At 69.9% G+C, this 23,513-nt stretch carries 17 protein-coding genes and 1 pseudogene; 4 read left to right on the top strand and 14 right to left on the bottom strand.

Features of this window, described 5'->3' with window-relative positions; translation table 11 throughout:
• Window positions 1-22: 22 nt before the first annotated feature.
• From VT85_RS24735 to VT85_RS29900, 3 genes are read right to left on the bottom strand one after another with little or no spacing between them, the layout of a single operon-like run.
• Window positions 23-451 (bottom strand): hypothetical protein, encoded by a 429-nt coding sequence (locus tag VT85_RS24735; protein WP_082858882.1) that lies wholly within the window; start codon window positions 449-451, stop codon window positions 23-25.
• A gap of 35 nt (window positions 452-486) precedes the next feature.
• A complete protein-coding gene (gene rpe / locus VT85_RS24730; protein ID WP_068420883.1) occupies window positions 487-1,173 on the bottom strand; it encodes a ribulose-phosphate 3-epimerase in 687 nt (228 codons plus the stop codon).
• Window positions 1,174-1,211: 38 nt separating this feature from the next.
• Window positions 1,212-2,105 (bottom strand): tetratricopeptide repeat protein, encoded by an 894-nt coding sequence (locus VT85_RS29900; protein WP_068420881.1) that lies wholly within the window; start codon window positions 2,103-2,105, stop codon window positions 1,212-1,214.
• A gap of 269 nt (window positions 2,106-2,374) precedes the next feature.
• Here VT85_RS29900 and VT85_RS24720 point away from each other — a divergent pair, with 269 nt between their 5' ends.
• Entirely contained in the window at window positions 2,375-3,718 is a 1,344-nt protein-coding gene (locus VT85_RS24720; RefSeq protein ID WP_082858881.1) for a PP2C family protein-serine/threonine phosphatase, read from the top strand.
• Between the two features lie 58 nt (window positions 3,719-3,776).
• On the opposite strand, the gene VT85_RS24715 is transcribed toward VT85_RS24720, so the two are convergent.
• The 9 genes and pseudogenes from VT85_RS24715 to VT85_RS24680 all read right to left on the bottom strand — a co-directional run bounded on the left by VT85_RS24715 (window position 3,777) and on the right by VT85_RS24680 (window position 14,885).
• Entirely contained in the window at window positions 3,777-4,208 is a 432-nt protein-coding gene (locus tag VT85_RS24715) for a hypothetical protein (protein WP_068420875.1), read from the bottom strand.
• A gap of 245 nt (window positions 4,209-4,453) precedes the next feature.
• Window positions 4,454-5,413 carry a DUF1559 domain-containing protein gene (locus tag VT85_RS24710; protein ID WP_068420873.1) on the bottom strand — a complete coding sequence of 320 codons (960 nt, stop codon included), beginning with the start codon at window positions 5,411-5,413 and terminating at the stop codon, window positions 4,454-4,456.
• Window positions 5,410-5,886, bottom strand: a complete 477-nt coding sequence (locus tag VT85_RS24705) for a hypothetical protein (protein ID WP_156513087.1) — start codon at window positions 5,884-5,886, stop codon at window positions 5,410-5,412. The genes VT85_RS24710 and VT85_RS24705 overlap by 4 nt, the downstream gene beginning before the upstream one ends.
• Window positions 5,887-6,188: 302 nt before the next feature.
• Window positions 6,189-7,781 (bottom strand): lipopolysaccharide biosynthesis protein, encoded by a 1,593-nt coding sequence (locus VT85_RS24700; protein ID WP_197490993.1) that lies wholly within the window; start codon window positions 7,779-7,781, stop codon window positions 6,189-6,191.
• 113 nt (window positions 7,782-7,894) lie between these two features.
• Window positions 7,895-8,047: a hypothetical protein gene (locus tag VT85_RS28040; protein ID WP_156513086.1), complete on the bottom strand. Its 153-nt coding sequence runs from the start codon at window positions 8,045-8,047 to the stop codon at window positions 7,895-7,897.
• Window positions 8,048-8,229: 182 nt separating this feature from the next.
• Window positions 8,230-9,135 (bottom strand): annotated as a pseudogene (locus VT85_RS30135) (S1C family serine protease); the annotation flags it as partial.
• A gap of 512 nt (window positions 9,136-9,647) precedes the next feature.
• Window positions 9,648-10,520, bottom strand: coding sequence for a zf-HC2 domain-containing protein (locus VT85_RS24690; RefSeq protein ID WP_068420864.1), 873 nt, complete (start codon window positions 10,518-10,520; stop codon window positions 9,648-9,650).
• A gap of 9 nt (window positions 10,521-10,529) precedes the next feature.
• Complete coding sequence (locus tag VT85_RS24685) at window positions 10,530-11,306, bottom strand: RNA polymerase sigma factor (RefSeq protein WP_082858880.1); 777 nt, start codon at window positions 11,304-11,306, stop codon at window positions 10,530-10,532.
• A gap of 234 nt (window positions 11,307-11,540) precedes the next feature.
• On the bottom strand, window positions 11,541-14,885 hold the full coding sequence (locus VT85_RS24680) for a DUF5696 domain-containing protein (protein ID WP_068420862.1): 3,345 nt from the start codon (window positions 14,883-14,885) through the stop codon (window positions 11,541-11,543).
• 449 nt (window positions 14,886-15,334) lie between these two features.
• Here VT85_RS24680 and VT85_RS24675 point away from each other — a divergent pair, with 449 nt between their 5' ends.
• Window positions 15,335-15,547: a hypothetical protein gene (locus VT85_RS24675; RefSeq protein ID WP_068420860.1), complete on the top strand. Its 213-nt coding sequence runs from the start codon at window positions 15,335-15,337 to the stop codon at window positions 15,545-15,547.
• A gap of 118 nt (window positions 15,548-15,665) precedes the next feature.
• On the opposite strand, the gene VT85_RS24670 is transcribed toward VT85_RS24675, so the two are convergent.
• Window positions 15,666-17,063 (bottom strand): inorganic phosphate transporter, encoded by a 1,398-nt coding sequence (locus VT85_RS24670; protein WP_068420858.1) that lies wholly within the window; start codon window positions 17,061-17,063, stop codon window positions 15,666-15,668.
• Between the two features lie 2 nt (window positions 17,064-17,065).
• Complete coding sequence (locus VT85_RS24665; protein WP_068420856.1) at window positions 17,066-17,908, bottom strand: leucine-rich repeat domain-containing protein; 843 nt, start codon at window positions 17,906-17,908, stop codon at window positions 17,066-17,068.
• A gap of 299 nt (window positions 17,909-18,207) precedes the next feature.
• On the opposite strand from VT85_RS24665, the gene VT85_RS24660 reads away from it, so the two are divergent.
• Together VT85_RS24660 and VT85_RS24655 are read left to right on the top strand one after the other, a co-directional pair.
• Complete coding sequence (locus VT85_RS24660) at window positions 18,208-21,351, top strand: PVC-type heme-binding CxxCH protein (protein ID WP_068420854.1); 3,144 nt, start codon at window positions 18,208-18,210, stop codon at window positions 21,349-21,351.
• A 149-nt stretch (window positions 21,352-21,500) separates the two neighbouring features.
• Window positions 21,501-23,507: an FAD-dependent oxidoreductase gene (locus VT85_RS24655; RefSeq protein WP_156513085.1), complete on the top strand. Its 2,007-nt coding sequence runs from the start codon at window positions 21,501-21,503 to the stop codon at window positions 23,505-23,507.
• Window positions 23,508-23,513 lie beyond the last annotated feature (6 nt).

Raw genomic sequence — 23,513 nt, 5'->3', positions numbered from 1 at the left:
GATTGAAAGAGTGTTCGGTTCGTCATCCGTCCAGCAGCGCCCGATACTTCGGGTCCTCGTCGACGAAGACGGCCTCGTCTTCGATGGCGAAGGCGAAGCGGAAGTGTTGGGCGGCGGGTTCGAGGTCGCCTAGCTCGAAGTGGCACTGGCCGAGGCGGAGGTGGAGGAAGGCGTTGCCGCCGCCGCCGGGGAGGGTCAGGGCGCGGGCGAGGTCGTCGCGGCCGGCGAGGTAATGGCCCTGGAGGAACTTGGCGTAGCCGATGTTCCCCAGGATCCAGGCGGAGCCTTCTTGCTCGTGGGCCGGATCGGCCAGGAGTTCCCAGGCGGCCTCGTAGGCTTCGAGCGCCTTGACGAGGTTCCCCGCGTCGGCGAGGTCCACGCCCAGGTCGCACAGCTCCTCGATCTCGGCGGCCAGCTCGGCGGGGTCGGTCATGAGGCGGTCCTCAATCATCGGGGCGGTCTTGAAGGGGTGTTCACATCGTTGGATCAGAGTCCGAGCGATTGCGCGAGCCGGCGCATGCCGGCCGTGGGGCCGTCGGCCGCGCCGTAGACGGACGAGCCGGCGACGAAGACGCGGGCACCGGCCTCGACGAGGCGAGGCGCGGTCTCGACGTCGACGCCGCCGTCGACTTCCAGCTCGCAGCCGGGCCGGATCTCGTCGATCATCCGTCGGATCGTGCGGATCTTCTTGAGCGTCCCCGGCAGGAACGACTGGCCGCCGAAGCCGGGGTTCACGGTCATCGCCAGCACGAGGTCCAGGTCGGGGAGGATCTCTTCGAGCATCACGGCCGGGGTGGCGGGGTTGATCGCGACGCCCGCCCGAAGACCCAGGCTCTTGATGCGCTGGACCGTCCGGTTCAGGTGGGGCGCCCCCTCGACGTGGACGATCAGCGAGTCGACCCCGGCCTCGGCGAAGGCTTCGAGGAAGTCGTCGGGCGCGGCGATCATGAGGTGGGCTTCCAGGTGGAGCGTGGTGGCCGGCCGGAGCCACTTCACCAGCACCGGGCCGAACGTGATGTTGGGCACGAACCGGCCGTCCATCACGTCGACGTGGATCCGGTCGGCTCCGGCCGCCTCGACCTCGGCCACCTGTTCGGCCAGCCTGGCCAGGTCGGCCGAGAGGATCGACGGGGCGATCTTGATCCGGTTGTCGTCGTCGGGTCGGGGGTTCATCGGGAGAGGTCTCCGTGCGGACGGATGATCGGGGCGGATCAGAGGGCGAACGACAGCCGACGGCGGAACTCGGAGGCCGTTGCGGAATCGTCGGGGAGGAGCTGGAAGACGGCGAGCATCAGCTTGCGGGCCGCCTCGCCGGTCGTCTTGCGGTCGGTCTCGACGAGGTCCAGGGCGATGGCGAGCGCCTCGTCGTAGCTCCCGGCGGCGGCGAGGGCCTCGGCCAGGCGGAGCTTGAGCGTCTTGTCGGCCGGCGAGGCTTCGGCCCGGGCGCGGGCGGAGTCGACGTCGGACCCGCCTTCGGCCTGGGCTTTCAGGACCAGCTCGGCCTTGAGCTTCTCGGCCTCGGGCTCCAGGAACCCGCGGCGCTCCAGCTCGAGAACGGCGGCCTGCGCCTCGTCGAAACGGCCGGCGGCCATCGCCAGCCGGGCCAGGCCGACCCGCGCCGGGGTGAGGTCGGGGTCGAGGGTCAGGGCCTCGGCGAAGCGGGCCCCGGCGGCTTCGGGGTCGGAGGCCTCCAGCGCGCGGGCCGCGTTCACGAGGCTCTCGGCCTTCGAGGGGAGGAGGCGGTCGAGCCACTGGCGGAGGAACGATTCGGACTGGACGCCGGCGAAGGAGTCGAGGATCTGGCCGTCGCGGACGCCGAAGACCGTGGGGATCGACCGCACGCGAAGGTTGGCGGCGATCTCGGGGGAGCGGTCGGAGTCGACCTTCACGAGCACGAACTTGCCGTCGTACTCCCGCGCCAGCTTCTCCAGGACGGGCCCCAGCAGCTTGCAGGGGCCGCACCAGGTCGCCCAGACGTCGACGACGACCGGGGTGGTCTTGGAGCGTTCCACGACGTCGGCGGCGAACGTCTCGGTCGTCGCGTCGAGGATGTAGGGGGAGTCCGAGGGGGGCGTCGGGACGGCCGTTTCGGGGGTGTCGTTCATGGTCGCGATGCGATGGCTGGGGGTCTGGGGACGGGCCCTGATAGGCGAGACCGGGCGGACGATCGCCCGCGGATTCCATCATACGCGCCGGGACGGGCGTCGGGAACCGCGTCGCCCCCGTCGAGGGCGTCGGGATCCCGAAGCCGGGATGCGGACGGGGGATGCGTCGGCGGTCCGGGACGCGGCGGTTCCCGCCCTCGACGAGCGGGGTAGAATGAGGAACGACCAGCGATCGACACGGCCCGAACGACGCGAAACGAGATCCAACCATGCCATCCACCGAGAGTACGTCCGCCGCGACGGGATCGCTTCCGGTCGAGTCGCCGCCGCCCGCCTGGGGGGGGGACGGTTCGCAGGCCCGACTCGCCGAGGTCGCCGAGATGATGCGGGAGATGAGCACGCATCACGACCCGCAGGAGATGGTGCGGAGCTACGGCCGCCGGGTCCGCCAGATCATGCCCTCGGACCGCTGGGTCTCGCTCAGCCGCCGAGGGCTGGAGTACCCCAAGTATCGGATCACCCGGTCGAGCATCTGGACCGAAGAGGTGAACCCCTGGAAGGAGCCCGAGAAGCTGCCGGTCCTCGAAGGAGGCCTGCTCGCCGAGCTGATCTACGGCGACGAGCCGAGGATCCTCGACGACATCTCGGAAATCCTCGCGCCCGACGAGCCGGCGGCCGAGCACCTGGAAGGACAGCGGTCGCTGATGGCGATCCCGCACTTCGACCAGGGGGTCGGCCTGAACATGGTCGTCGCCCTTCGCAAGGAGCCCGGCGCGTGGGAGCCGGACAAGTTCCCGGAGCGGTTCTGGATCAGCGGCCTGTTCGGCCGCGCCACCCAGAACCTCGTCCTGAACGAGCGGCTCAAGCAGGCGTACGACGTGGTCGACCGCGAGCTTCGCGTCGTGGCCGACATCCAGCGCTCGCTGCTCCCCAAGAAGCTCCCCGCGATCCCCGGCGTGGAACTGGCGACGTTCTATCGGACCTCGCAATGGGCGGGGGGGGACTATTACGACTTCTTCCCGCTCCCCGACGGCCGATGGGGGTTCATGATCGCCGACGTCAGCGGCCACGGCACCCCGGCCGCCGTCATGATGGCGATCCTCCACAGCCTGGTCCACGGCCACCCGGGGAACCCCGACCCGCCGGCCGCCCTGCTGAAGCACGTCAACGACCGCCTGACGGCGAGCTACACCGCCGACAACGAGGTGTTCGTCACCGCCTTCTACGGCATCTACGACCCGGCGACCCGGAAATTCACCTACGCCTGCGCCGGCCACAACCCCCCGCGCATCCGGCGATGCTCCGAGGGGACCGTGCTGTCGCTCGAAGACGTCGGCGGGCCTCCCCTGGGCCTGTTCCCCGACCTCGCCTTCGATGAGTCGTCCGTGACCCTGGTCCCCGGCGACGTCCTGGTCCTCTACACCGACGGCGTGACCGAAGCCATGAACGCGCGCGGCGATCAGTTCACCCTCGAACGCCTCGACGCCATCCTGGGGCGCTGCTCCCTCCCGGCCAAACAGATGGTCGACGCCATCCTCGACGCCGTCGACGCCTTCACCGGCCCCATCGACCCCTACGACGACCAGACCCTGGTGGTGGCCAAGGTGATGTGAAACGAGAGAGCCTGTTGGCGTCCAGCGCCGGCGGGCGACGGCGGCTCCTCGTTTGCTGCTACTCAGCCTTCTGGTAGATCTGGATCTTCCTGAACGCCTTCACGGCTCCGTCCGCCGCCGGCGAATCCTTCACCATCGGGATGACTTCGATGTAGTAGTCTGAGGGGCTCGGTGCAGGATCCGGTGGGATAGGAGGGGCCGGAGGGGTTGTATTCCGCGTGAGGGTGAGCGGAGTGCCGAAGGAGAGAATCCGTTCCTCCGAACCGTCCAGATCCCCCCGCTCCGCCGTCGTCGTGCTAGTGATGGCGCCTTCCTCACTGTATGAGTGAAGGTAGAGTTCAAAAGACGTCACGCTTTTGTCCGTCGCAGCCCATGCCGCATTACCAGTAACGTTGGCGTCGAGGCCTTCCGTCCAGTTGCTGTCGGCGATCGGCACGCCGATGGTAACGGTGTAGCCGCCGATCGCGGGAACGCACAGCGTGATCGACATGGCTACGATGACGGCGGCAGGCTTGCGGAGGATTGTCTACTTCACCATTTGAGCATCCCTTTCAAGTTTGAGAACGATGTGGGGAGCCTCGTCAGGGGCATCCGGCACCGCTCCCGGTCAAAGACGCAACCGAATTCAGAGGCCTAACGAATTCCTCTCCGACCAGCATCGCCCTGAGGCGAGGAGAGACATCCATGAGTCGTAAAAAGACCCGGCGTCCTTTCGCACAAACGAGCCAGCCCACCTCAGAATGACGAGGGGAGGATTTCTCGGCCGTTGCAACTCGCCAGTGCACGCCAGACCTCGCGATGAATATTCTCGTGGATGAACTGCACGTGGCCGTCGGCGAAGCTCACGTTGACTCCGAATGAATGGCCGCTCCCGGCGGTCCAGGCTCCCTTCTGGACGGCGGTCCCGTTGGTGCAGGTGTTGCCGTTCGGGGTGTTCGTGTGGTTGTAAAGCGTCCATCCCATGTCGCCGAACAGCCAGTTGCGCCCCTTGCGAGGCGGGCCCAGCTTCGCGTTCTCCAGATCCAGGCCTCGGCACGACTCGACGAACTCTTCGAGTTCCTCGGGCTCCATCAGCGGCCTCGGCGTGGCGAAGACGGCCCGGAGCCGCTCGCGATTCCTGAGGGAACCTCCCGAGACCTGCCATTCCGCCATCAAGCTCGTGTTCCCCGCCCCGTCGGTGAAGTCCGACGATCGCGGGGGCCGCTCGCCGGCTCCGACGAAGGAACCGTTCCGACCATACTTCTGCACCCCCCCACCGGCGTTCCCGGCGTAGTTGGTGCTGGCCCCGGCGCCTCCCGGATGGGAGTCCGAGGGACACAGGAAGACGCCCACCGTGGTCTCCGCCGCCGTACGATTCTCCGCAGGGGGGTGGACGCCGTTGATACTGAAGTTGATCGACGAATAGAGTGTGGATTGCTCCATATGCGGAAGTATCGCCGCGTGGAGCGAGAAGGTCGTCCCGGAGGTCCCCATGGGGAGGGTCCCGACCGACGATTCATAGGCATGGATCGCGAGAGCGAGTTGGCCCAGATTCTTCGAGCACTGCGCCCGTCGCGCGGCCTCGCGCGCCGATTGCACCGCCGGGACGAGCAGCGCGATCAGGAGTGCGATGACGACCACGACGACGGCGATTTCGATGAGGGTGAATCCAGGCCGTCGCGCCTTCTCCCGTCGTTCCGGGGCCCGGGACGTCACGATTTCCCTTTCTTGCTTACCTGGAACGGCAAGGCGTGCGAGTCGACGACCGTATCCCTGGACTCCCCGGCCGCAGCCCCCTCTCTCACCACTTTCGACCAGAACATCTGGATGCGAATCTTGTATCGGCCCGTCGCAGCGGGCGCGACGATTCGTCCGGACAGATTGTATCGCCCCTGGTCGTCCCGATCGTCCACCGCGACCTTCCCCGTCTGTATGATGACGTCGTCGCCATTCAAGACGAGCAGTTGCATCACGGTCGGCAACCTTTCGCCGGCCGCCAGGGCGAGCAAGGCCCTGAATTCGACGGAGGTCCCGGGGGGAAACACCGATCCCGGAGCCGGCGTGACGAAGTCGAGTTTCGGTTCGACGGTCCGTTGAGACGCCGCCGGCGTGCCCGCCTCGACGACCTCGACCCGCCCCAGGCCCGGCCGGCGATCATCGGTCGCGGGGCCGCAGCCGGCGAGCATCAAAACGACGGGTAGGCGGAACCAACGTCGCATGGTCGGGCACCCCTGGGACGGTCGATTGGCATGACGCCTCAATTTCACGACGCGGCGCGGCGGGGAATTCTCAGGAAGGGGAGAGATTCAACGACGTCCGCTTGCCATTTCACGTCGCGGAGGTGTTGCATGGAATCACAGGAATTACGAATATCTGGTCCGCTGATGGCGTGTCAATATAATTCTGGAAAATAACGAATTGTTAGGCGGGTCCATGGCCCGTGGTCGCTCGCGGTCGGGCCGGTTGCACCTGGGTAGACGATGGAGCCTTCTCACCCCCTGCGGAGCTTGTTCCGGAGCTGGGAGAGGTCGTCGCGGCCGTTGGGGGTGAGGAGGTAGCCGACGAGGTAGGCGAGCGTGCCGACGCCCAGGTGGACGAGCAGGGGGGCGGCGCGGGTGGCGAGGGTCGTCCCCGGGAAGGTGACGGGGAAGGCCAGGCTCAGGAGCCAGCAGGCGGCGACCAGGGCGGCGGCGCCGGCGAGGGGGGGGGCCAGGGTGCGTCGGAAGAACTCTCGGAAGTCGATCGCCAGGACCCGCGAGACGTAGATGCCGGGGATGATCAGGTTCGAGGCGAACGTCGTCAAAACGGTCCCCCAGATCACGCCCGCCACGCCGATCTGCCGGGCCAGGTAATAGCTGACCGGCAGGTTCACGACCGCCCCGCCGAGCGCCGCCAGGGCGATGACCGGGATCTTGTTGAAGCCGATGGCCATCTGCACCGGCACCGACAGGATCAGGGGGATCGCGGCGGTGAGGAAGAGCCGCATCAGGGGGGCGACGTCGGCCGCGGGGCGGCCCAGGCGGTCGCCGACCCAGAGGGTCAGGAACGGCGCGGCGTAGAGGAACCCCAGGAGGCCGATGGGGAGGATGGCGGCGATGTGCATGCGGGTGCCGTCGTACTTCACGCGCTCCAGGCTCCGCTCGTCGCGGGCGGCGATCAGGCTGGCGACGGCGGGCATCACCATGTACGCCAGCATCCAGCCGGTCTGGCGGAGCTGCAAGAACGGCTTGCTCACCACGTCGTACACGGCGTTCGCCTGCCCCGGGTCGGGGATCACGAAGCCGAGGATGGTGGTGTCGACCTTGTCGGCCAGGATCACGCTGACCTGGATGAGCGCCATGTAGAAGCTGACGTGCCCCAGCGCCTTGTAGTCTTCCCAGCGGGCGCCGCGGAAGGTCAGCGACTGGCCCAGCTCACGGGTCATCACCCAGACCGCCGGCCCCAGCCCCAGGCCGACCTGGATCGCGGTCTGCATCACGACGACCCAGAAGAACGGCACGCCGCTCTTGAGCCCGATCAGCAGGGCCAGGAACCGCAGGATGGTGATCCCGAACTCGATGCGGGGGATGAACTCGTATCGCCGGGCCGCCTGGAGGACGCTCGACACCACGACCGAGAACCCGTAGCAAGGGGCGGTGATGATCTGGAGCCAGAGCAGCTTGACGATCAGGTCGTAGGCCGAGTGCCCTTGATACTCCGAGTAGGGGAGCGCCAGGTAGGTGATCGCCAGCAGGGCGACGACCTGGACCAGCGCGGTGGCCGTGTAGAAGGTCAGGCCGCAGGCGACGGTCCGCCGGACCCCCTCCTTGTCCCCGTTCGTCCAGTGCTGCGAGATCTGGCGCTGGAGGGCCGAGCTGACGCCGAACTCGAAGAGCATCTGGAGGAAGCCGAAACCCCAGGCGAAGCTGTAGGCGCCGAGCTGGTCCTTGCCGATCGTCTCCAGGATGAGCCGGGTCGTCCAGAGCGAGAAGACGATCTGGAGCGGGACGCGGATCGCCAGCCAGAGCGTGCCGCTGAAGAGTCGTCCCAGGACGGGAGGCAACGCGCGCGGAGGGGCCGTGGATGTCGTTGGTGCTGTACTCACGGGGTCCTTCCTCGACGGCGGCGAAGACAATCCGGTGCGCTCCGCAAAGATGATCAGAGGGCCGCATCATAACGGCCCCCCCGAAAGGCCGGAACCCCGATCCCGACGGCCCCTCAGGGCTGGGGGGCGTCCGCCGCCGCCCCGGCCGGCCTGGGCGGGGGCTCGGCGCGTTCCAGGCGTTCGAGTCGCCGTTCGAGCAGGTCGAGACGCTCCACGACGGCCCGAGGGAGCGAGCTTTGCAGCTCCTCGGCCCGAGGCGGCGGCACCGGCTCGCCGAGCGGCTTGGGCTGCGGTTGCGAGGGGGGAGAGGGGCCGGGGGCGAAGGGGGCGCGGGGGCCGTGGCGGAAGTCGGCACCACGACCGGAGTGGGGGGAGGCGGGGCGGCGGGGCGGCGGGTGGTCTGAATCCAGACGCTGCGCTGCTGGCGCTGGGGGCCGTCGGCGCGGACCACTTCGAGGCGGACGTACTTCTCGGCCGGGGTGCGGTCGAGCCGTTCGGTGAGGTCGAGGGCCGTGCGGATAGGCTGGCCGTCGAATGAAAGGACTCGGTCGCCGGCCTGGAGCCCCCCCTTCGCGGCGGGCGTGTCGGGGAGGACGTCGCGGAGCGCGGCACCCTCGGCCTCGACCGCGCCGGGGGCGTCGGCTTCCAGGCGGACGCCCAGATAGGCGCGATCGACCCGGCCCTGCTTGCGGAGTTGCGAGGCGACCCAGAGGGCGTCCTCGGCGGGGACGGCGAAGCCCAGATCATTGCCGCGGCCGGGCGTCGCCGTCTGGGTCGCGGTCACTGTCGCCGTCGCCGTCGTCGCGGCTTCGTCTTGCGAGGGAGGGGCCAGGCCGCCGCGGATCAGTCCCAGCCATTGGCCCCGGTAGTTGACGACCGCCGCGCCGCTGTCGCCGGGGAACAGTGGGGTCTGGACCTGGATCAGCCCGTTGAGCTGGAGGTTGTGGAGCTTCAGCGAGCGGTTCAGGCCGGAAATCTGTCCTCGACTGACGGAATGGCCGAGGCCGAACGGGTTGCCCACGACGAAGACCTGGCTTCCCAGGGTGGGCCCCTCATCGGCGATCCGGATGGAGCGGAGGACGCCGGCGGGGATCCCCAGCAAGGTCAGGCCGGTCTCGGGGTCGGCGGCGATCCAGCGGGCGAGGTGCCGACGGCCGAACGCGTCCCGGGCGACGATCGGCGAGGGGTCGTCGTCGAGTTCGTTCGGGGGGGATGAGGGGCGGTCGATCCGCACCGAGAGCACGTCGCCGTGGGGACCGTCGATCACGACTCCCACGGCGGCCCGTCGCGCGTCGACGGGCCCTTCGGCCGCCGTATATTCGAGCGCCACCACCGACTCTCGGGCGCGGCCCATCCCGGCGGCGAGCCGTCGCTCAAGCTGCTCCATCGCCGCGAACAGGACCTCGTCGTCCTCCTGTTCGCGTCCGCGCCGGGCCGGGGATTCGGCCGAGGAAGTCGAGTGCGTCGAGGGTGCGGCGGCGGTCGTCGCGGCGCCGGGCGTCCCCCCGGACTTCGCGGCGATCGGCGGGCCGTCCTCCAGCACCCCGGAGGATTCCAGCCACCGGGCGAACGCCTGGGACGCGTCGGCCGGGGCCGTGGCGTCTCCCCGGGCGGGCCTCGGCGGCGACCACGACAGGGAGGCCGTCAGGAGGAGCGCCGCGAAGAACAGCCCGCTGGCGAGCCAGAGGATCAGGCGGTTCCTGACCGACGCGTCCCGACGATCCATGGTTGCGGGGTCTCGATGGTGGGGCGATCGGCCGCCCCGGACGTTCGGGACGCTTCTCGGTCGGTCGACGTTCGGGCGGGAATGCGGCGGGGGGATGGACCGGGCCTCGCCCTTGCATCCCCCCTCGCGTGGTCGATCAATTAGTACGCCGGCTTGTCGATCCGGGAGTCGGGGGGCATGGGGGTCCCGCGCTCCAGGTCGAAGCGGACGGCGGGGGAGGGCGTCGGCCTTGATCTCGGGGCGTCGACGGTCAGCCCGTCGGGTTGGAGCGGCGGCTCGGTGTTCCGAGCCAGGATCCGGTCGTCGTCGGCGAGATCGACCGGCTCGGCGTCCTGGAGCCCGTCGGGCGGCTCGATCGCGTCGGCCAGGAGGGGGGAGACGTCGAGCGGGGCCGACGGGATGAGGATCGGCAGCGGGGCCGAGGCGGCGTCGATCCGGGCTTCGGCCTGATCGCGGTGGCGGGAGGCCAGGGGGAGGCCGACGGCGAGCGCCAGCAGGGCGGCCGCGGCCAGCGCGCCGGCGGGGCTCGCCAGGGATCGGAGGAGGCGGTCGAGGCCCGCCGAGGCGCGGACGCGGGCGATGGAATCCTCGCGGGCCGTATCGCCGATCCAGGCCAGTTGCAGCGGCAGGTCGTCTCGGGCGCCGTTGAGCCGGGAGGCGGCCCGTTCCAGCGGGGTTTTCGCCGCCGCGCCGGAGCGGCGACGGCCGGCGCGACGGGCGCGGGCCTCGGCTTGCTCCTCGATCCGCGCCTGGAGGGCGGGCCAGAGCGAGGGGACGTGGGACTCGACCGGGGATTCGGCCGCCGCCGCCCCGAGGAGGTCGAGAGCCTGGGCCAGGCGGTCCCGGCGGTCCCGGCAGTCTCCGCAGGCGTCGAGGTGGTCCTCGACGGCGAGCCGCTCGGCGCGGGCCGGGGCCGACTCCGCGTCGGGCGCGGGTTCGTCCTCACCTTCCGCAAGGAGCGGGAGTCGGTGACGGACCCAGTCGCACGCTGTCTCGTCCGGCGTTTTTTTCATGATCGGTCGTCAGCCGTCCGTGGCTGCCTCCTGCGCCTCGTCCTGACGGCGCTCCCAGATTAGGCGGAATTTTTCGCGAGCCTTCGAAAGCCGCCAGCGGATCGTCGCCTCACGCCTTCCCACGATCGCGGCCACTTCCGACGAGGAGAATCCTTCCAGGTCCCGAAGCACCAGGATCGTCCGGTAGGAGACCGGCAGTTGGGCCAGGATGAACTGGACCTCCTGCGCCACCTCGGCACGGATCCGGGGGTCGGGGTCGGGGAGTTCGAAGGGGGCCCCGTCGTCGCCGCGGGCCCGGTCGATGGAGGTCGGCGGCGGTTCTCCCCGACCGCGTCGGAGATGGTCGAGCCCCAGGTTCACCCCGACGCGGAACAGCCAGGGGCCGAACCGCCGGCCGGTGTCGAACCGATCGAGCCGGTTGAAGACCCGCCAAAACGTCTCTTGCGCCAGGTCGCGGGCGATCTCGGGGTCGCGGACCAGGCGCGCCAGCACCCGGATCAGCTTCCGCTCGTATCGTCGCACCAGGACGCCGAAAGCCGCGTGATCGCCTCGCCTCGTGCGCTCGACCAGCCAGGCGTCGTTGAGGTTTCCCTCGTCGTCGACCTGCGGCGTCGCGACCGGCGCGAAGGTCTGCAAGGGTTTCATCGTCGTCGACGCGTCCCTTTCCTCGACCGGGGTTTCGCTCCGGCCGGAGTTCGCACCGCCGGTCGTGGAGTTCGTCGACCCCGGCCCGAAATCGGGACCGTCGGGGGATGGGGGGACGACGTCTTCGATCCGGTTCGGCATCGCGTCCTCTCCCCACAAACCATCGTACGCCCCATGAGCGGGACGCGTTGGAAGATTCGCCGGGCCTTTTTCCGACGATCCCCGCCGATGGACCCTTGGGACCCCTGAATAATCGGCCGAGAGGGGGCCTCTTGTCAACCGAGGTCGCCGGGAGCCCCTTGCGAAACTCGCCCGACCGGGCCACGGGTCGGGCGAGCGGGGCGCCGCGAAGCATTCCTGGAATATCGGCCCGACTCAGCCCGCGGGCCAGCGGTAGCTCCGGGCGCCGTTGGGCTTGATCCGCATCCAGCGGCCGTCGAAGGTTGGCGAGACGCGGGGGGTGGAGCCGTCCTCGGCGCGGACGTCGGTCGGCTTGCCGAAGCGGGTCATGTCGAGTTGCAGCGAGAACGCGCGGTCCCGCGGGTAGACGTGGGCGACCCAGTCGTTCCCCACCTTGCGGATCGAGACGCCGCCGTCGGTCTTGATCGGGCCGAAGTCGACGATCTTGCCCTCCTTGTTCAAGTTGACCAGACTGATCGCCGCGCGGTCGGTGGCGACGTCCTTTTCGGGCTTGAAGCGGAGGGTCTTGCCGCCGTCGGAGACGCGGACGACGCCCAGGAGGTTGCGGCCGGTCTTGTCGGTCGGCCCTTCCAGCGCCACCCGGCCCGCGCTGGGGGTGTGAAGGCCGATCATCCAGGCGTAGTCGCCGTCGGGGAGGACGTCGGGGATTCGGATCGTGTACGGTCCGTCGTCGACGGTCGTCCCGGCCTTCCACTCGGTTGTGGGCCTGGCCAGGCCGTGGTCTTGCTGGAAGAGGATCTTCGTGTCGTCCTCGCCCACCTTGCCGAAGTGGACGAAGGTGTGGAAGTCTTCCTTCAGGGGCTCACGGACTTTCCAGGCGTAGGCGGCGGAGAAGGTTCGAGGGCCGGTCTGGCGAAACGTCGCGGTCGGCTGCACGCGGCGGACGCCCGAGAAATTCCAGTCGCCGGCCGACCGGGCGTTGGCGAAGAACGAATCGGGGGTCTCGACGGAGTCGGTCACGACGCCGTTGCGCAGGGTGGTCCCGGCGGTCAGCCCTTCGGCGCGGGCGAGCCAGCCGAACTGGGGAAGCTCCGCGCCCTCGACCTTCAGGGGGTCGGCCGATTGGTTGGCGACGAGGGTCAGGCCGCCGTCATACCGCACGCGGACGCGGTTCCAGGCGTCGGGCGTCGCGCCGCCGTCGCGGACCACGGCCGAGGCGTCGACCCAGCGGCCGTCGCGCTCATAGTGGATCTGGGTGACCGCCGACGCGGCGTAGCGGGGCATGACCGGCGCCAGCAGGTTGTATTCCAGCCACGCCAGCGGGACCGACGCCCAGGCGTTGCCGCCGAGGAACCCGGCGTGGCCGAAGGCGACCTCCTGCACCCGGTACTGGTCGAGCACGGCGACCGGCGGCAGCGAGCCCTGGGGCACCCGCGCCTTGTCCCACCACCGCTCGTAATAGCCCATGCCGTGATTGAACTGGAGCGGGTGGATCTTCAGGAGGTCGAAGTCCACGAACAGGGGGGCGTCGAGGCCCGCGTCGCCGGGCCATCCCGAGCCGAACTGGGCCTCGGCGCCGTCGAGCAGGCCGCTCCAGTACCAGTGGTGGTTTCCTTCGCCGAAGACCGGCCCGCCGTGGGTCTCGCGGAGGAAATCCCAGACCTCGCGGTGCGCCCGGCGCACCCGCTGGAACGTCCCCGCGCCGTCGAGCCCGGCCTGCTGGTCGACGTGGAACCAGGGTGGGACCGACGAGTTCACGTCGAGGAAGCTCGCCTTCGTGTCGTATCGGCGATGGATCTCCGGGGACTGGGTCTTCGCCAGATCAAGCATAGCCGTCGGCTTGATCGCGAACGACTGGATCTTGTTTCCGGGATGGAACCAGGCGTTCTGCCGCTTCCCCTCGGAGTCCACGGCGATGTGTTTCTCGTCGAAGCCCTCGAAGTTCGGGTAATAGTCGACGTAATTCTCGTGCAGCGCGATCAGGTAGCCCAGTCGCTCGCCCGTCGCCTTGAGGGTCCGCATGCCGGCCTCGCCCCCCTTGTCCTCGGCGGCGGGGAAGTGGGCGGGCAGGGCGTTGTCGTAGCCGCTGCGCTGCCAGTCGTGGATGATCACCGCCAGGCGTTCGAGCCCGGCGTCGTGCAGCGCCTCCAGCTTCCCGGCGATGTCGGCGTAGCGGCCTCCCCAGATGTCCAGGACGACCCGGTCGGACAGCTCCTTGATGTACGCCGAGGGCCGGTGTGGGATGTTCGGCAGCACCTCGTCGATGTTCCAGGCGGCCGAGTAGAGGAACCGCTCGGTCGGCGTGATGCGGGTCTTGTCGGTGAGGGCCAGGTAATCCGCGCGCGTCGTTTCGATGCGTGAGGCGGCGGAGTCGGTCCAGTCGACCTGGCTGGAGACGAACAGGTCCTCGGCCGGGAGGTAAGACACCGTGCCGTCGTAATAAGGCGTCGGCACGTCGCGACGGCTGGCGACGGGCCCCCACGAGCCGGCGTCGATCTGCTCGACGACCGGACGGTCGAGGGCCGCGTCGAGGGCCAGGCTGCGGCCGGCGATCGTTCCCTTGACGCGGAGCGTCGCGAGTTGGCCGTCGACCTCGAACGTACGAACGAGGATCGGCCCGTCGGCCGTTTCCTCCCAGCGGGCCTCGCGCGGCCGCGCCGGGCCGGTCCAGGTGATCCGGGCCGTGGTGGCGAGCGGGACGCGGGCGGTCGGGGCGCCTTTGCGGTCGGCCTCCAGCACGAATCCCCCCAGGACGCCGGTCTCGCTCAGGTTGGAGGCGGGCGCGCCGGCTTCGGGGGCGATCGCGGGGAGCGTCCAGCGGAAGGCGAACGAGCCGTAATCGTCGGTCGAGCGGAGGACGAAGGCGTCCCCCTCGCGCCTCCAGTCGACCTTCGTCGGGGAGGTCGCCGGCGGGGCGAGGCCCCGGTCCGGCTTCGACGCCAGCCCTCGGAAGACGACCGGCGGCGGGGCGGGGTGGGAAACCTGGGGGGGCTGGAAGCCGTCGAGGACGAGCCTGCGGCCGGACCAGAGGCTGAAGTCGAAGCTGGCGTTCCCCTGGGGGCCGCAGTTGGTCTCGAATCTTAGGACGACCACCTGGCCCGCTTTGGCTGTCAGGTCGAATGCGAAAGGTTTCCAGGCGGCGTCGGTGCGCAGCTCGTCCAGCAGCGGTTTGCCGTCGGCCAGGACGCGGAACCCGACGCCGTCGGACTTGCCGACGCCGTCCTCGCGAAGCGCCGTGGCGCCTTCGAGGATGATCCGTTTCGCCGCGGGGAGCTGGACGTGGAATTCCTGGAAGGTGGTCCCGGTCCCGCCTTGCCAGGGGGAGTGCTGGAGCACCGCCGCGCGGCCGTTGCGGAGGCCGTCGGCGGCCAGGGTCACGCCGGAACGCTCGTCGAACCGGCCCGACCAGCCGACCGGGAAGTCGACCTCGGGTTGCCCTCGGTACGCGAAGCCGACCCGGTAGAGGCCCACCTCGTCCAGGTTCCACGCCGTCTTGTCGGGACGGACCAGCAGGGGATCGGCCGGGGGGCCCCCCGCACCGAGAACCGCCAGGCCCATGATGAGAATCCAACCGCGCATCGCGAAATCCTCCCCGGCGGGCTCATGGCTCCGCGAGAGATCCCAGATCGCGGACGTGCACCTTCGCACCTTCGAGATCGACGCCGACGCGACCCTGAATTACGGCCGCCTCGCACTGCGGAAGTCGACCCGCCGTCTACTCTGTTATAGAACATCCCGACGGGCGGCAAAACCACCCGCTCCCGCCGACGGGGCGACCGGGAGCCGAGGGACGGAATTTCGGACCCGTATCGGTTTGGATCGGTTTTTGCTGGAAGAATCGCCGCCGACTTCCCCGACGCGGGACGTGCGAAACGGACCGAGACGAAAACGCGCGACCTTGTTATGAAGGTTCGGTGTTCAAAGAATGGAGACCGAGTGGTCCGGACCTCGGAGCGCGGCGAAGGCGGCCTCGGGCGAGTTCCGGTCTGGTCGAGGGATGTGACGAAACGAAACAGGAGGCGGCGGCCATGCGTCAACTCGGTGATCTGGCAATCTGGGTCGGCCTGATCGTGCTCACGGTGGGCGTCGTGTACTTCACCCCGATCGTGGGCGACTACCTCGCGTCCGAGAACAATCCGGTCGTCGTCATCACCCCTCGCAGCGGCGCCGCGCCCAACCTGCGGCATTCGATGCTGCATTCGGCGCACCCGCTCGGCGAGCAGGGGTCCATGGTGCGCTGAGGCCCGGCCGAGACGAACCGGCCCGACTCGATCCCGACCGTCCGAACCCCTTCCCGGAAGGCGTGGCGCTCCCGAGAGGAGGGCCGGCGGGGGATCTCGGTCGCTCGTCGGCGCGGGATCACCTGAGGGCGAGCCGGCCGCAGACGAAGATCCCGGCGGAGGCCAGCATCGAGCAGGGGAAGGTGAGGAGCCAGGCCAGGGCGATGTTGCGAGCCGTGGCGAACTGGACGCCCGAGTCGTTGGCCCACATCGTCCCGGCCACGCCTGAAGAGAGGACCTGGGTGGTGCTGACCGGGAGTCCGGCGATGTCGGCCACGCCGATCGTCGCCATCGCGACGACCTCGGCGCTGGCGCCCTGGGCGTAGGTGAGGTGGGTCTTGCCGATCTTCTCGGCGACCGTGTGGACGATCCGCTTGTAGCCGAACGTCGTGCCGACCCCCAGGCAGAGGGCCACGCCGACCACCACCCAGCCGGGGACGTACTCGATCGCCGTTCGGAGCCGCCGCCGGGGGCCCTCGATCGCCGCGACGCGGCCGTCCGAGAGGATGTCCTGATCGCGCTCCAGGGCGCGGTCGACCTGGCAGATCAGGTTCCGCAGGGCGATCCGTTCCTCGTGGGGGACCTCTCGGAGCGACGTCCGGCCGTCCAGCCGGGCCAGGACCTCGTCGACCCGCCCGATCTCGACGCCGTGGATCGGCGAGGGCTCGGCGATCAGGCCTGCGCGGAGTTCGGTCGCGGCGGCCCGCGCCCGAGCGGCGCCGTCGTCGCCGTCGAGGTTGAGGGCGAAGCCGGTGGGGAGCAGGCCGATCAGGACGAGCATGATCAGCCCCATCCCCTTCTGGCCGTCGTTCGACCCGTGCGCCAGGCTCACGCCGCCGCACGTCGTCAGCAGCGCGGCGCGGATCCAGCGCGGCGGCCGGGCGGCCGGATCGTCGGGGGGAGGGGCGTAAAGCTCGGGGTCGGGGATGCGCCGTTTGGCCGCCAGCAGCAGCACGGCCGCCGCGAGGAAGCCGATCGCCGGCGAGATCAGGAGCGCCAGGCCGACCTCGCCCGCCGTCTCCCAGTCGACCCCCGCCCCCAGCCCTCGGCCGCTCATCAGGCCGTTGGCCAGGCCCACCCCCAGGATCGCGCCGATGAGCGTGTGCGAACTGGAGACCGGGATCCCGAACCACCAGGTCAGGAGGTTCCACGAGATCCCGGCGATCAGGAGCGCCAGGACCATCACGACGGCCGACCGCGAGGCGGCGTCGATCAGCAGGTCGACCGGCAGCAGGTGCACGATGCTGAACGCGATCGTCGTCCCCCCCAGCAGCACGCCGAGGAAGTTGCAGAAGCCCGAGAACAGCACCGCGGGCGTCGCCTTCAGGGTCCGGGTGTAGATGACGGTGGTCACGGCGTTCGCCGTGTCGTGGAAGCCGTTGACCACCTCGAAACCGAAGGCGATCGCCAGGGCGACGGCGAGGATCAGGGCGGATTGCGCGTCAAGACGTCCGAAAGCGTCGAGGAAATCGGTCATGTTCACCCTTCAACGCGAACTCCCGTCGCCTTGAGGGCCTCCAGTTGTGGGGCGCGGTCCGCCTCGGGCAGCGGGTTGCCGTCGAGGTAGATCCGCAGATAGGGGGCGAACAGCTTGGCGCCGGCGGCGTCGGCCTTCGCCGCGTCGATCAGGGGCGTCAGGTCCTTGATCTGGTTGCGTTCGAGCATCAGGAGCTTGAGGTCCGGCTGCTTCGTGAGCGGCCCGAGGTTCTCGATCAGGTTGTCCCGCAGGTCGAGCGTCGACAGCTTCGTCAACTTCTCCAGCGCGCCCGCGTCCTTGATCCGGTTCCCCCCCAGCGACAGCGAGGCCAACTTGGTCAGCGTCGCCAGCGGGTTGACGTCCTCGATCTTGTTCCCGCCCAGGTAGAGCGCGCTCAACTCGGTCAGGCCGGCCAGGGGGGCGACGTCGACCACCTGATTCTTCGACAATTCAAGATACTGCAAGCCCTTCAGTTCGGCCAGCGGGGTCAGGTCGGCCGCCTGGTTTTCCGCCAGGTCCAGCGATTGCAGGTTCTTCAAATCCTTCAACGGCTTGAGGTCCGCGACCTGATTCTTCGACAGCCGCAGCAGGGCCAGGTTCTTGCACTTCTCCAGCCCGGTCAGGTCCTTGATCTCCTTGCCGACCGCCTCCAGGATGTAGACGTTCTGCAACTTCTCATCGGTCAGTTCGACGTTCGGTTCGTGTTTCAGCACCGCCCGAACCGCCGTCTCCAGGTTCGCGTCCGGAAACGGCCCGTCCGCCCTGGCCGCCGTCGTCATCGCCGACGTCGCCAGCAGCCCGACCGCGATCACCACGCCGTACCGCACGTTTCGCCTCGTCGTCATCGTCGCTCGTCCTCCGCCGGATCGCCTTCTCGGGAGAATCGTCCGGAATCCTCCATCTCGACCGAACACCCGCGAGGATACGCGACGGCCGGGGTCTGCAACAGATGTTGGAGACCACCCCGACCCGGAAATCCGCGATCCGACGATCCCCGGCCACGCCCGGCGCGGCTGGAGATCCGAGCGTCCCGCCCGGTTCCGAAAGGATTGCGTCGGGAGGCCGTCCCGATTGACGCATGGGGGCGGGCTGGCTAGAACAGATAAGCTGACTCTTGAACATTCCCTCCTGGGATCTCGTCCTCATGATGATGCGCATGCGGCGGCGGCACGGCGTGGTCGGTCTGATCGGTTGCGGGCTGCTCGCGGCCTCGGCGGGCGTGGGGGCGAGGGCGGGGGAGGGTGGCGAGCCCTCGGCGGGGCGGAAGCTCGTCGTCCCGGAGGGCTTCCGCGTGGAGCGGGTCGCCGGGGCTCCGCTGGTGGACCGGCCGATCACGGCGGCCTTCGATGAGCAGGGTCGGCTGTACGTCGCCGACTCGTCGGGGTCGAACGAGAAGGTCGAGATCCAGCTTGAGAAGAAGCCCCACCGGATCGTCCGGCTGGAGGACGCGGACGGCGACGGCGTGTACGACAAGCAGGTGGTGTTCGCCGAGGGGATGATGTTCCCCGAGGGGACCATGTGGCTGGACGGCTCGCTCTACGTCGCCGCCCCGCCCAGCATCTGGAAGCTCACCGACGTCGACGGCGACGGCGTGGCCGACGAGCGCGTCGAGTGGTTCCAGGGCAAGACCCTCACCGGCTGCGCCAACGACCTGCACGGCCCCTATCCGGGGCACGACGGCCGGATCTACTGGACCAAGGGGGCGTTCGCCGAGCAGACCTACGGCCGTCCCGGCAAGGAGCCGTTCGTCACCAGCGCGTCGCACATCTTCCGGTCCCGCCCCGACGGCTCGGAGATCGAGCCGGTGCTGACCGGGGGCATGGACAACCCGGTCGACGTCGCGTTCCTCCCCGGCGGCGAACGGGTCCTGTCGTCGACGTTCCTCCAGCAGCCCGGCGGCGGTTTCCGCGACGGCCTCATCCACGCGGTCTACGGCGGCATCTACGGCAAGGTCAATCGGGTCCTCGACGCCCCTTCGCACCAGTGGACGGGACCCGGCGTCATGCCCGCGCTGCTGCACATGGGCCCCGCGGCCCCCTCGGGCCTGATGTGCGTCGAGTCGACCTCGCTGGAGCCGGCGGGCCGGGACGTCCTGTTCGCCTGCTACTTCAACCTGCACAAGGTCGGCCGGCACGTCCTGGAGCCGTCGGGGGCCACGTTCGCCACCAAGGACGAGGACTTCGTGACGAGCCCCGACCTGGACTTCCACCCGACCGACGTGATCGAGGACGCCGACGGCAGCCTGATCGTGATCGACACCGGGGGCTGGTACAAGCTCTGCTGCCCGACCTCGCAGCTCTCCAAGCCGGACGAGTTGGGGGGGATCTACCGGGTCCGTCGCAAGGACGCCCCCCATGTCGCCGACCCCTACGGCCGGCTGGTCGAGTGGGCGAAGCTCCCCCCGGCGGATCTCGCGCCGCTGCTCTGCGACCCGAGGCCGGCCGTGCGGCGGCGGGCCGTCGACGCCCTGGGCAAGCTCGGCGCCGCCGCGACGCCGACGCTGATCGAGGTCGTCGAACACGACCGGATCGACGTCGCCCGGCGCAACGCGGTCTGGGCGTCGGCCCGGATCGACGCCCCCGAGGCCCGCGCCGTCGCCCGCATCGGCCTGGCCGACGGCGACGAGACGGTGCGGCAGGCCGCCGCCAACGTGGTCAGCCTGACCCGCGACCCCCAGGCGGTCGCGCCCCTGGTGGCGCTGCTGGAGGGCCCGTCGCCGCTCAACCGCCGCGTGGCCGCCGAGGCCCTGGGCCGCATCGGCGACAAGGCGGCGATCTCGTCGCTCATCCAGGCGCTCGACGACGTCTCGGCCGAGGACCGCTTCCTCCACCACGCCTTGACCTACGCCCTGATCCAGCTCGACGACCCCGAGGCGACCGCCCCGTCGATCGAGTCCGGCAACCCTCGGGTGCGGCGAGCGGCCCTGATGGCCGTCGATCAGATGGAAGGGGGCGCCCTGGACCCCCGCAAGACCGCCGCGATGCTGGCCGACGCCGACCCCGGCGTGAAGGAGGCCGCCGCCTGGATCATCGGCCGACATCCCGAGTGGGGCCAGGCCCTCGCCGGGTTCTTCGCCGACCGGCTGAAGCGGGAGGACCTGGACCCCGCCGACCGCGCCGGCCTGGAAAGCCAGCTCGCCCGCAACGCGGCCTCGCCGGCCGTGCGCGACCTGCTCGCCGAGACGCTCGTCGGCTCCGCCCCGGCGACGGCCCGCCGCAGCGCCCTGAAGGCCCTGGCGCAGGTGCGCCAGAAGGGCCTCCCCGAAGCCTGGATCGCCGGCCTGGCCGCGATCCTCTCCGGGCCCGACGCCGATCTGGCGCGACAGGCCGTCGCGACGGCCCGCGCCCTGGCCCCGACACCCGACGAGGGGAAGCCCCTGACGGTGCCCCTCATGGCCCTCGCCGGCCGCGAGGACTTCCCGGCCGACGGCCGCCTCGAGGCCCTGGCGGCCGTCCCCGGCGGCCTTTCCCGGGTCGCCCCGGAGACCTTCGCCTTCCTGCTCACCCAGCTCGATCCCGACGGCACGGTCGCCGCTCGCGGCCTGGCCGCCGACGTCCTGGCCCGCGCCGGGCTCGCGCCCGAGCAACTCGCCGAGCTGGTCGCGGCTCTGCGCGACGCCGGCCCCCTGGAGGTCGACCGCCTGCTGACCGCCTTCGACGCCCAGACCGACGATGCGCTCGGCGTCAAGCTCGTCGAGGCCCTGTCCGGCTCGGCGGCCCTGTCGAGCCTCCGGGTCGACGCGCTCAAGCTCCACCTGGCGAAGTTCGGCCCCGACACCCACCGGGCGGCCGAGGCCCTCTACAACCGCCTCAACGCCGACGCCGCCAAGCAGCAGGCGCGGCTCGACGAGCTTCTCGGCAAGATGACCGGCGGCGACGTCCGTCGCGGCCAGCTCGTGTTCCAGGGCGACAAGGCCGCCTGCACCACCTGCCACGCCATCGGCTATCGCGGCGGCGACCTCGGCCCCGACCTGACCCGGATCGGCGGCGTCCGCACCGAGCGCGACCTGCTGGAGGCCATCCTCTACCCCAGCGCCAGCCTGGTCCGCAGCTATGAGCCGGTCATCATCGCCACCGCCGACGGCAAGGTCGTCAACGGCCTCCTCCGCGGCGAGACCGCCGACGAATACGTCCTCCTCACCGGCGCCAACCAGACCGAACGCATCCCCCGCGCGGACGTCGACGAGATCCGCCCCGGCACCGTCTCCGTCATGCCCGCCGGCCTCGACCAGCAACTCTCCCCTCAGGACCTCGCCGACCTCGTCGCGTTCCTGAAGGCGTGCAAGTGACCGAATCGGCGTCCCTGGATCGGCGAGAGGGGCCTCCCCCTCCCTCGCCGATCCCTTGACCTCGCGGACCTGGCGGCTAGGCTGAGGTCGTGGCGTCGGCGGGTCGTGGCCGACGCTCGCCGGTGGCGCACTCGAACGGGGGGCGGGATATGACGCGGGAACGGGGCGATCGGTTGGGGCGTCGGGAGTTCCTGGCCTCGGCGGCGGGGGCCTCGGCGTATTCGCTGTTCGTCTTCGCCGACGGCGGCGCGGCGCGGGCCGAGGCCGCGGGGCTCGACCGGACGCCCGACGCGATCCGGGAGTCGTTCGCGACGATCGCGCCCGTCGACCCGGAGGCCGCCGGGCGGCGGTTCGAAGGCGAGCCGAACATGACGCTCGTCGACCTCTCGTGCGACCTGCTCGTCGCCGGCGGCGGCCCGGCCGGCGTCTGCGCGGCGCTCGCCGCGGCGCGGAACGGGGCGAAGGTCGTCCTCGTGCAGGACCGCTCGCGGCTCGGCGGCAACTCGTCGAGCGAGGTCAAGATGCACATCGTCGGCGCCAACATGCACACGGGACGCCCCGGCTGGCGCGAAGGCGGGATCATCGAGGAACTCCGCCTCGACGACGCCGCCAACAATCCCCAACGCTCGTGGGAACTCTGGGACCTGCTCCTCTACGACAAGCTCGTCTCCGAGCCCAACGTCACCCTCATCCTCGACTGCTCCGTCTGCGCCGCCGACGTGAAGGACGGCCGCATCGAACGCGTCCTGGCGCGGTGCGACAAGTCCGAACATCTTTATCGGATCACCTGCCGATACGCCGCCGACTGCACGGGCGACTCCCGCCTGGCCCTGGAGGCCGGCGCGACGATCCGATGGGGCCACGAGGGCCGCGACGAGTTCAAGGAGTCGCTCGCCCCCCCGGAGCCGAGCCGCGAGACCCTCGGCTCCAGCGTCCTCTTCACCGCCCGCGACTACGGCAAGCCGATGCCTTACAAGGCCCCCGCCTGGGCCCGCAAGATCACCGCCGCGCAGCTCAAGCATCGCGGCGTCGGCGCGAAGGCGTGGGAATACGGCTACTGGTGGATCGAATGGGGAGGCGGCCGCGACACCGTCCGCGACAACGAGCGGATCCGCTTCGAGCTGCTCTCGATCGTCACCGGCGTCTGGGACCACATCAAGAACTCCGGCGAGTACCCCCTGTCGGCGAACTGGGCGATGGACTGGGTGGGCATGATGCCCGGCAAGCGCGAGAGCCGCCGCATCGAGGGGGACCACATGCTCAATCAGAACGACCTGATGGGCTTCAACCCCGAGTTCGACGACGCGGTGGCGATGGGGGGCTGGGGCCTCGACGAGCACCCCGCCAGCGGTTTCGACGACCCCGAAGTCCCGCCGTTCCTGAGCATCAAGCTGGCCGAGGTCTACGACATCCCCCTGCGCTCACTCTACAGCAAGGACCTTTCGAACCTGTTCATGGCCGGCCGCAACGCCGGTTGCAGCCACGTCGCGTTCACGTCCACTCGAGTCATGGCCACCTGCGCCGTGATGGGACAGGCCGCGGGAACCGCCGCCGCCCTCTGCTCGCGATACGACCTGACCCCGCGCGAGCTCTATCGCGACAAGCCCCGCCTCCGGGAGTTGCAGCAGACCCTCCTCCGCGACGACCAGTCCATCAAGAGCCTCAAGAACGTCGATCCCGACGACCTGGCCCCGCTGGCGAAGGTCTCGGCCTCGGCGACGACCGAGCCGGCGAAGCCCGAGAACGTGGTCGACGGCTTCGTCCGCGACATGAGCACGCAGCTCGACCACCGCTGGATGGCTCCGATGTCCCCCGACGGCGCCTGGCTCGAACTCGCCTGGCCCGAGCCGAAGACCGTCAAGCACGTCCAGATCACCTTCGATTCCGGCTTCCACCGCGAGTTGACCCTGACCTCGTCCGACTCCCACAACGCCAGGATCATCCGCGCCCCCCAGCCCGAGACGATCCGCGACTACCGCCTGGTCGTCGAGACCCCCAAGGGGGAACGCGTCGAGGTCGCCCGCGTCGAGGGAAACCATCAGCGGCTCCGCCGCCACGACTTCCCCCCCGTCGAGGCCGCCAAGATCCGCATCGAAGTCGCCGCCACCAACGGATCCGACACCGCCCGGATCTACGAGGTCCGCGCGTACGGCTGAGGCCGC

It is taken from the genome of Planctomyces sp. SH-PL62 (genome assembly GCF_001610895.1).
Classification (GTDB): domain Bacteria; phylum Planctomycetota; class Planctomycetia; order Isosphaerales; family Isosphaeraceae; genus Paludisphaera.
The sequence above is the reverse complement of the archived record's forward strand: the minus strand, read 5'-3'. Positions and strand labels throughout refer to the sequence as shown.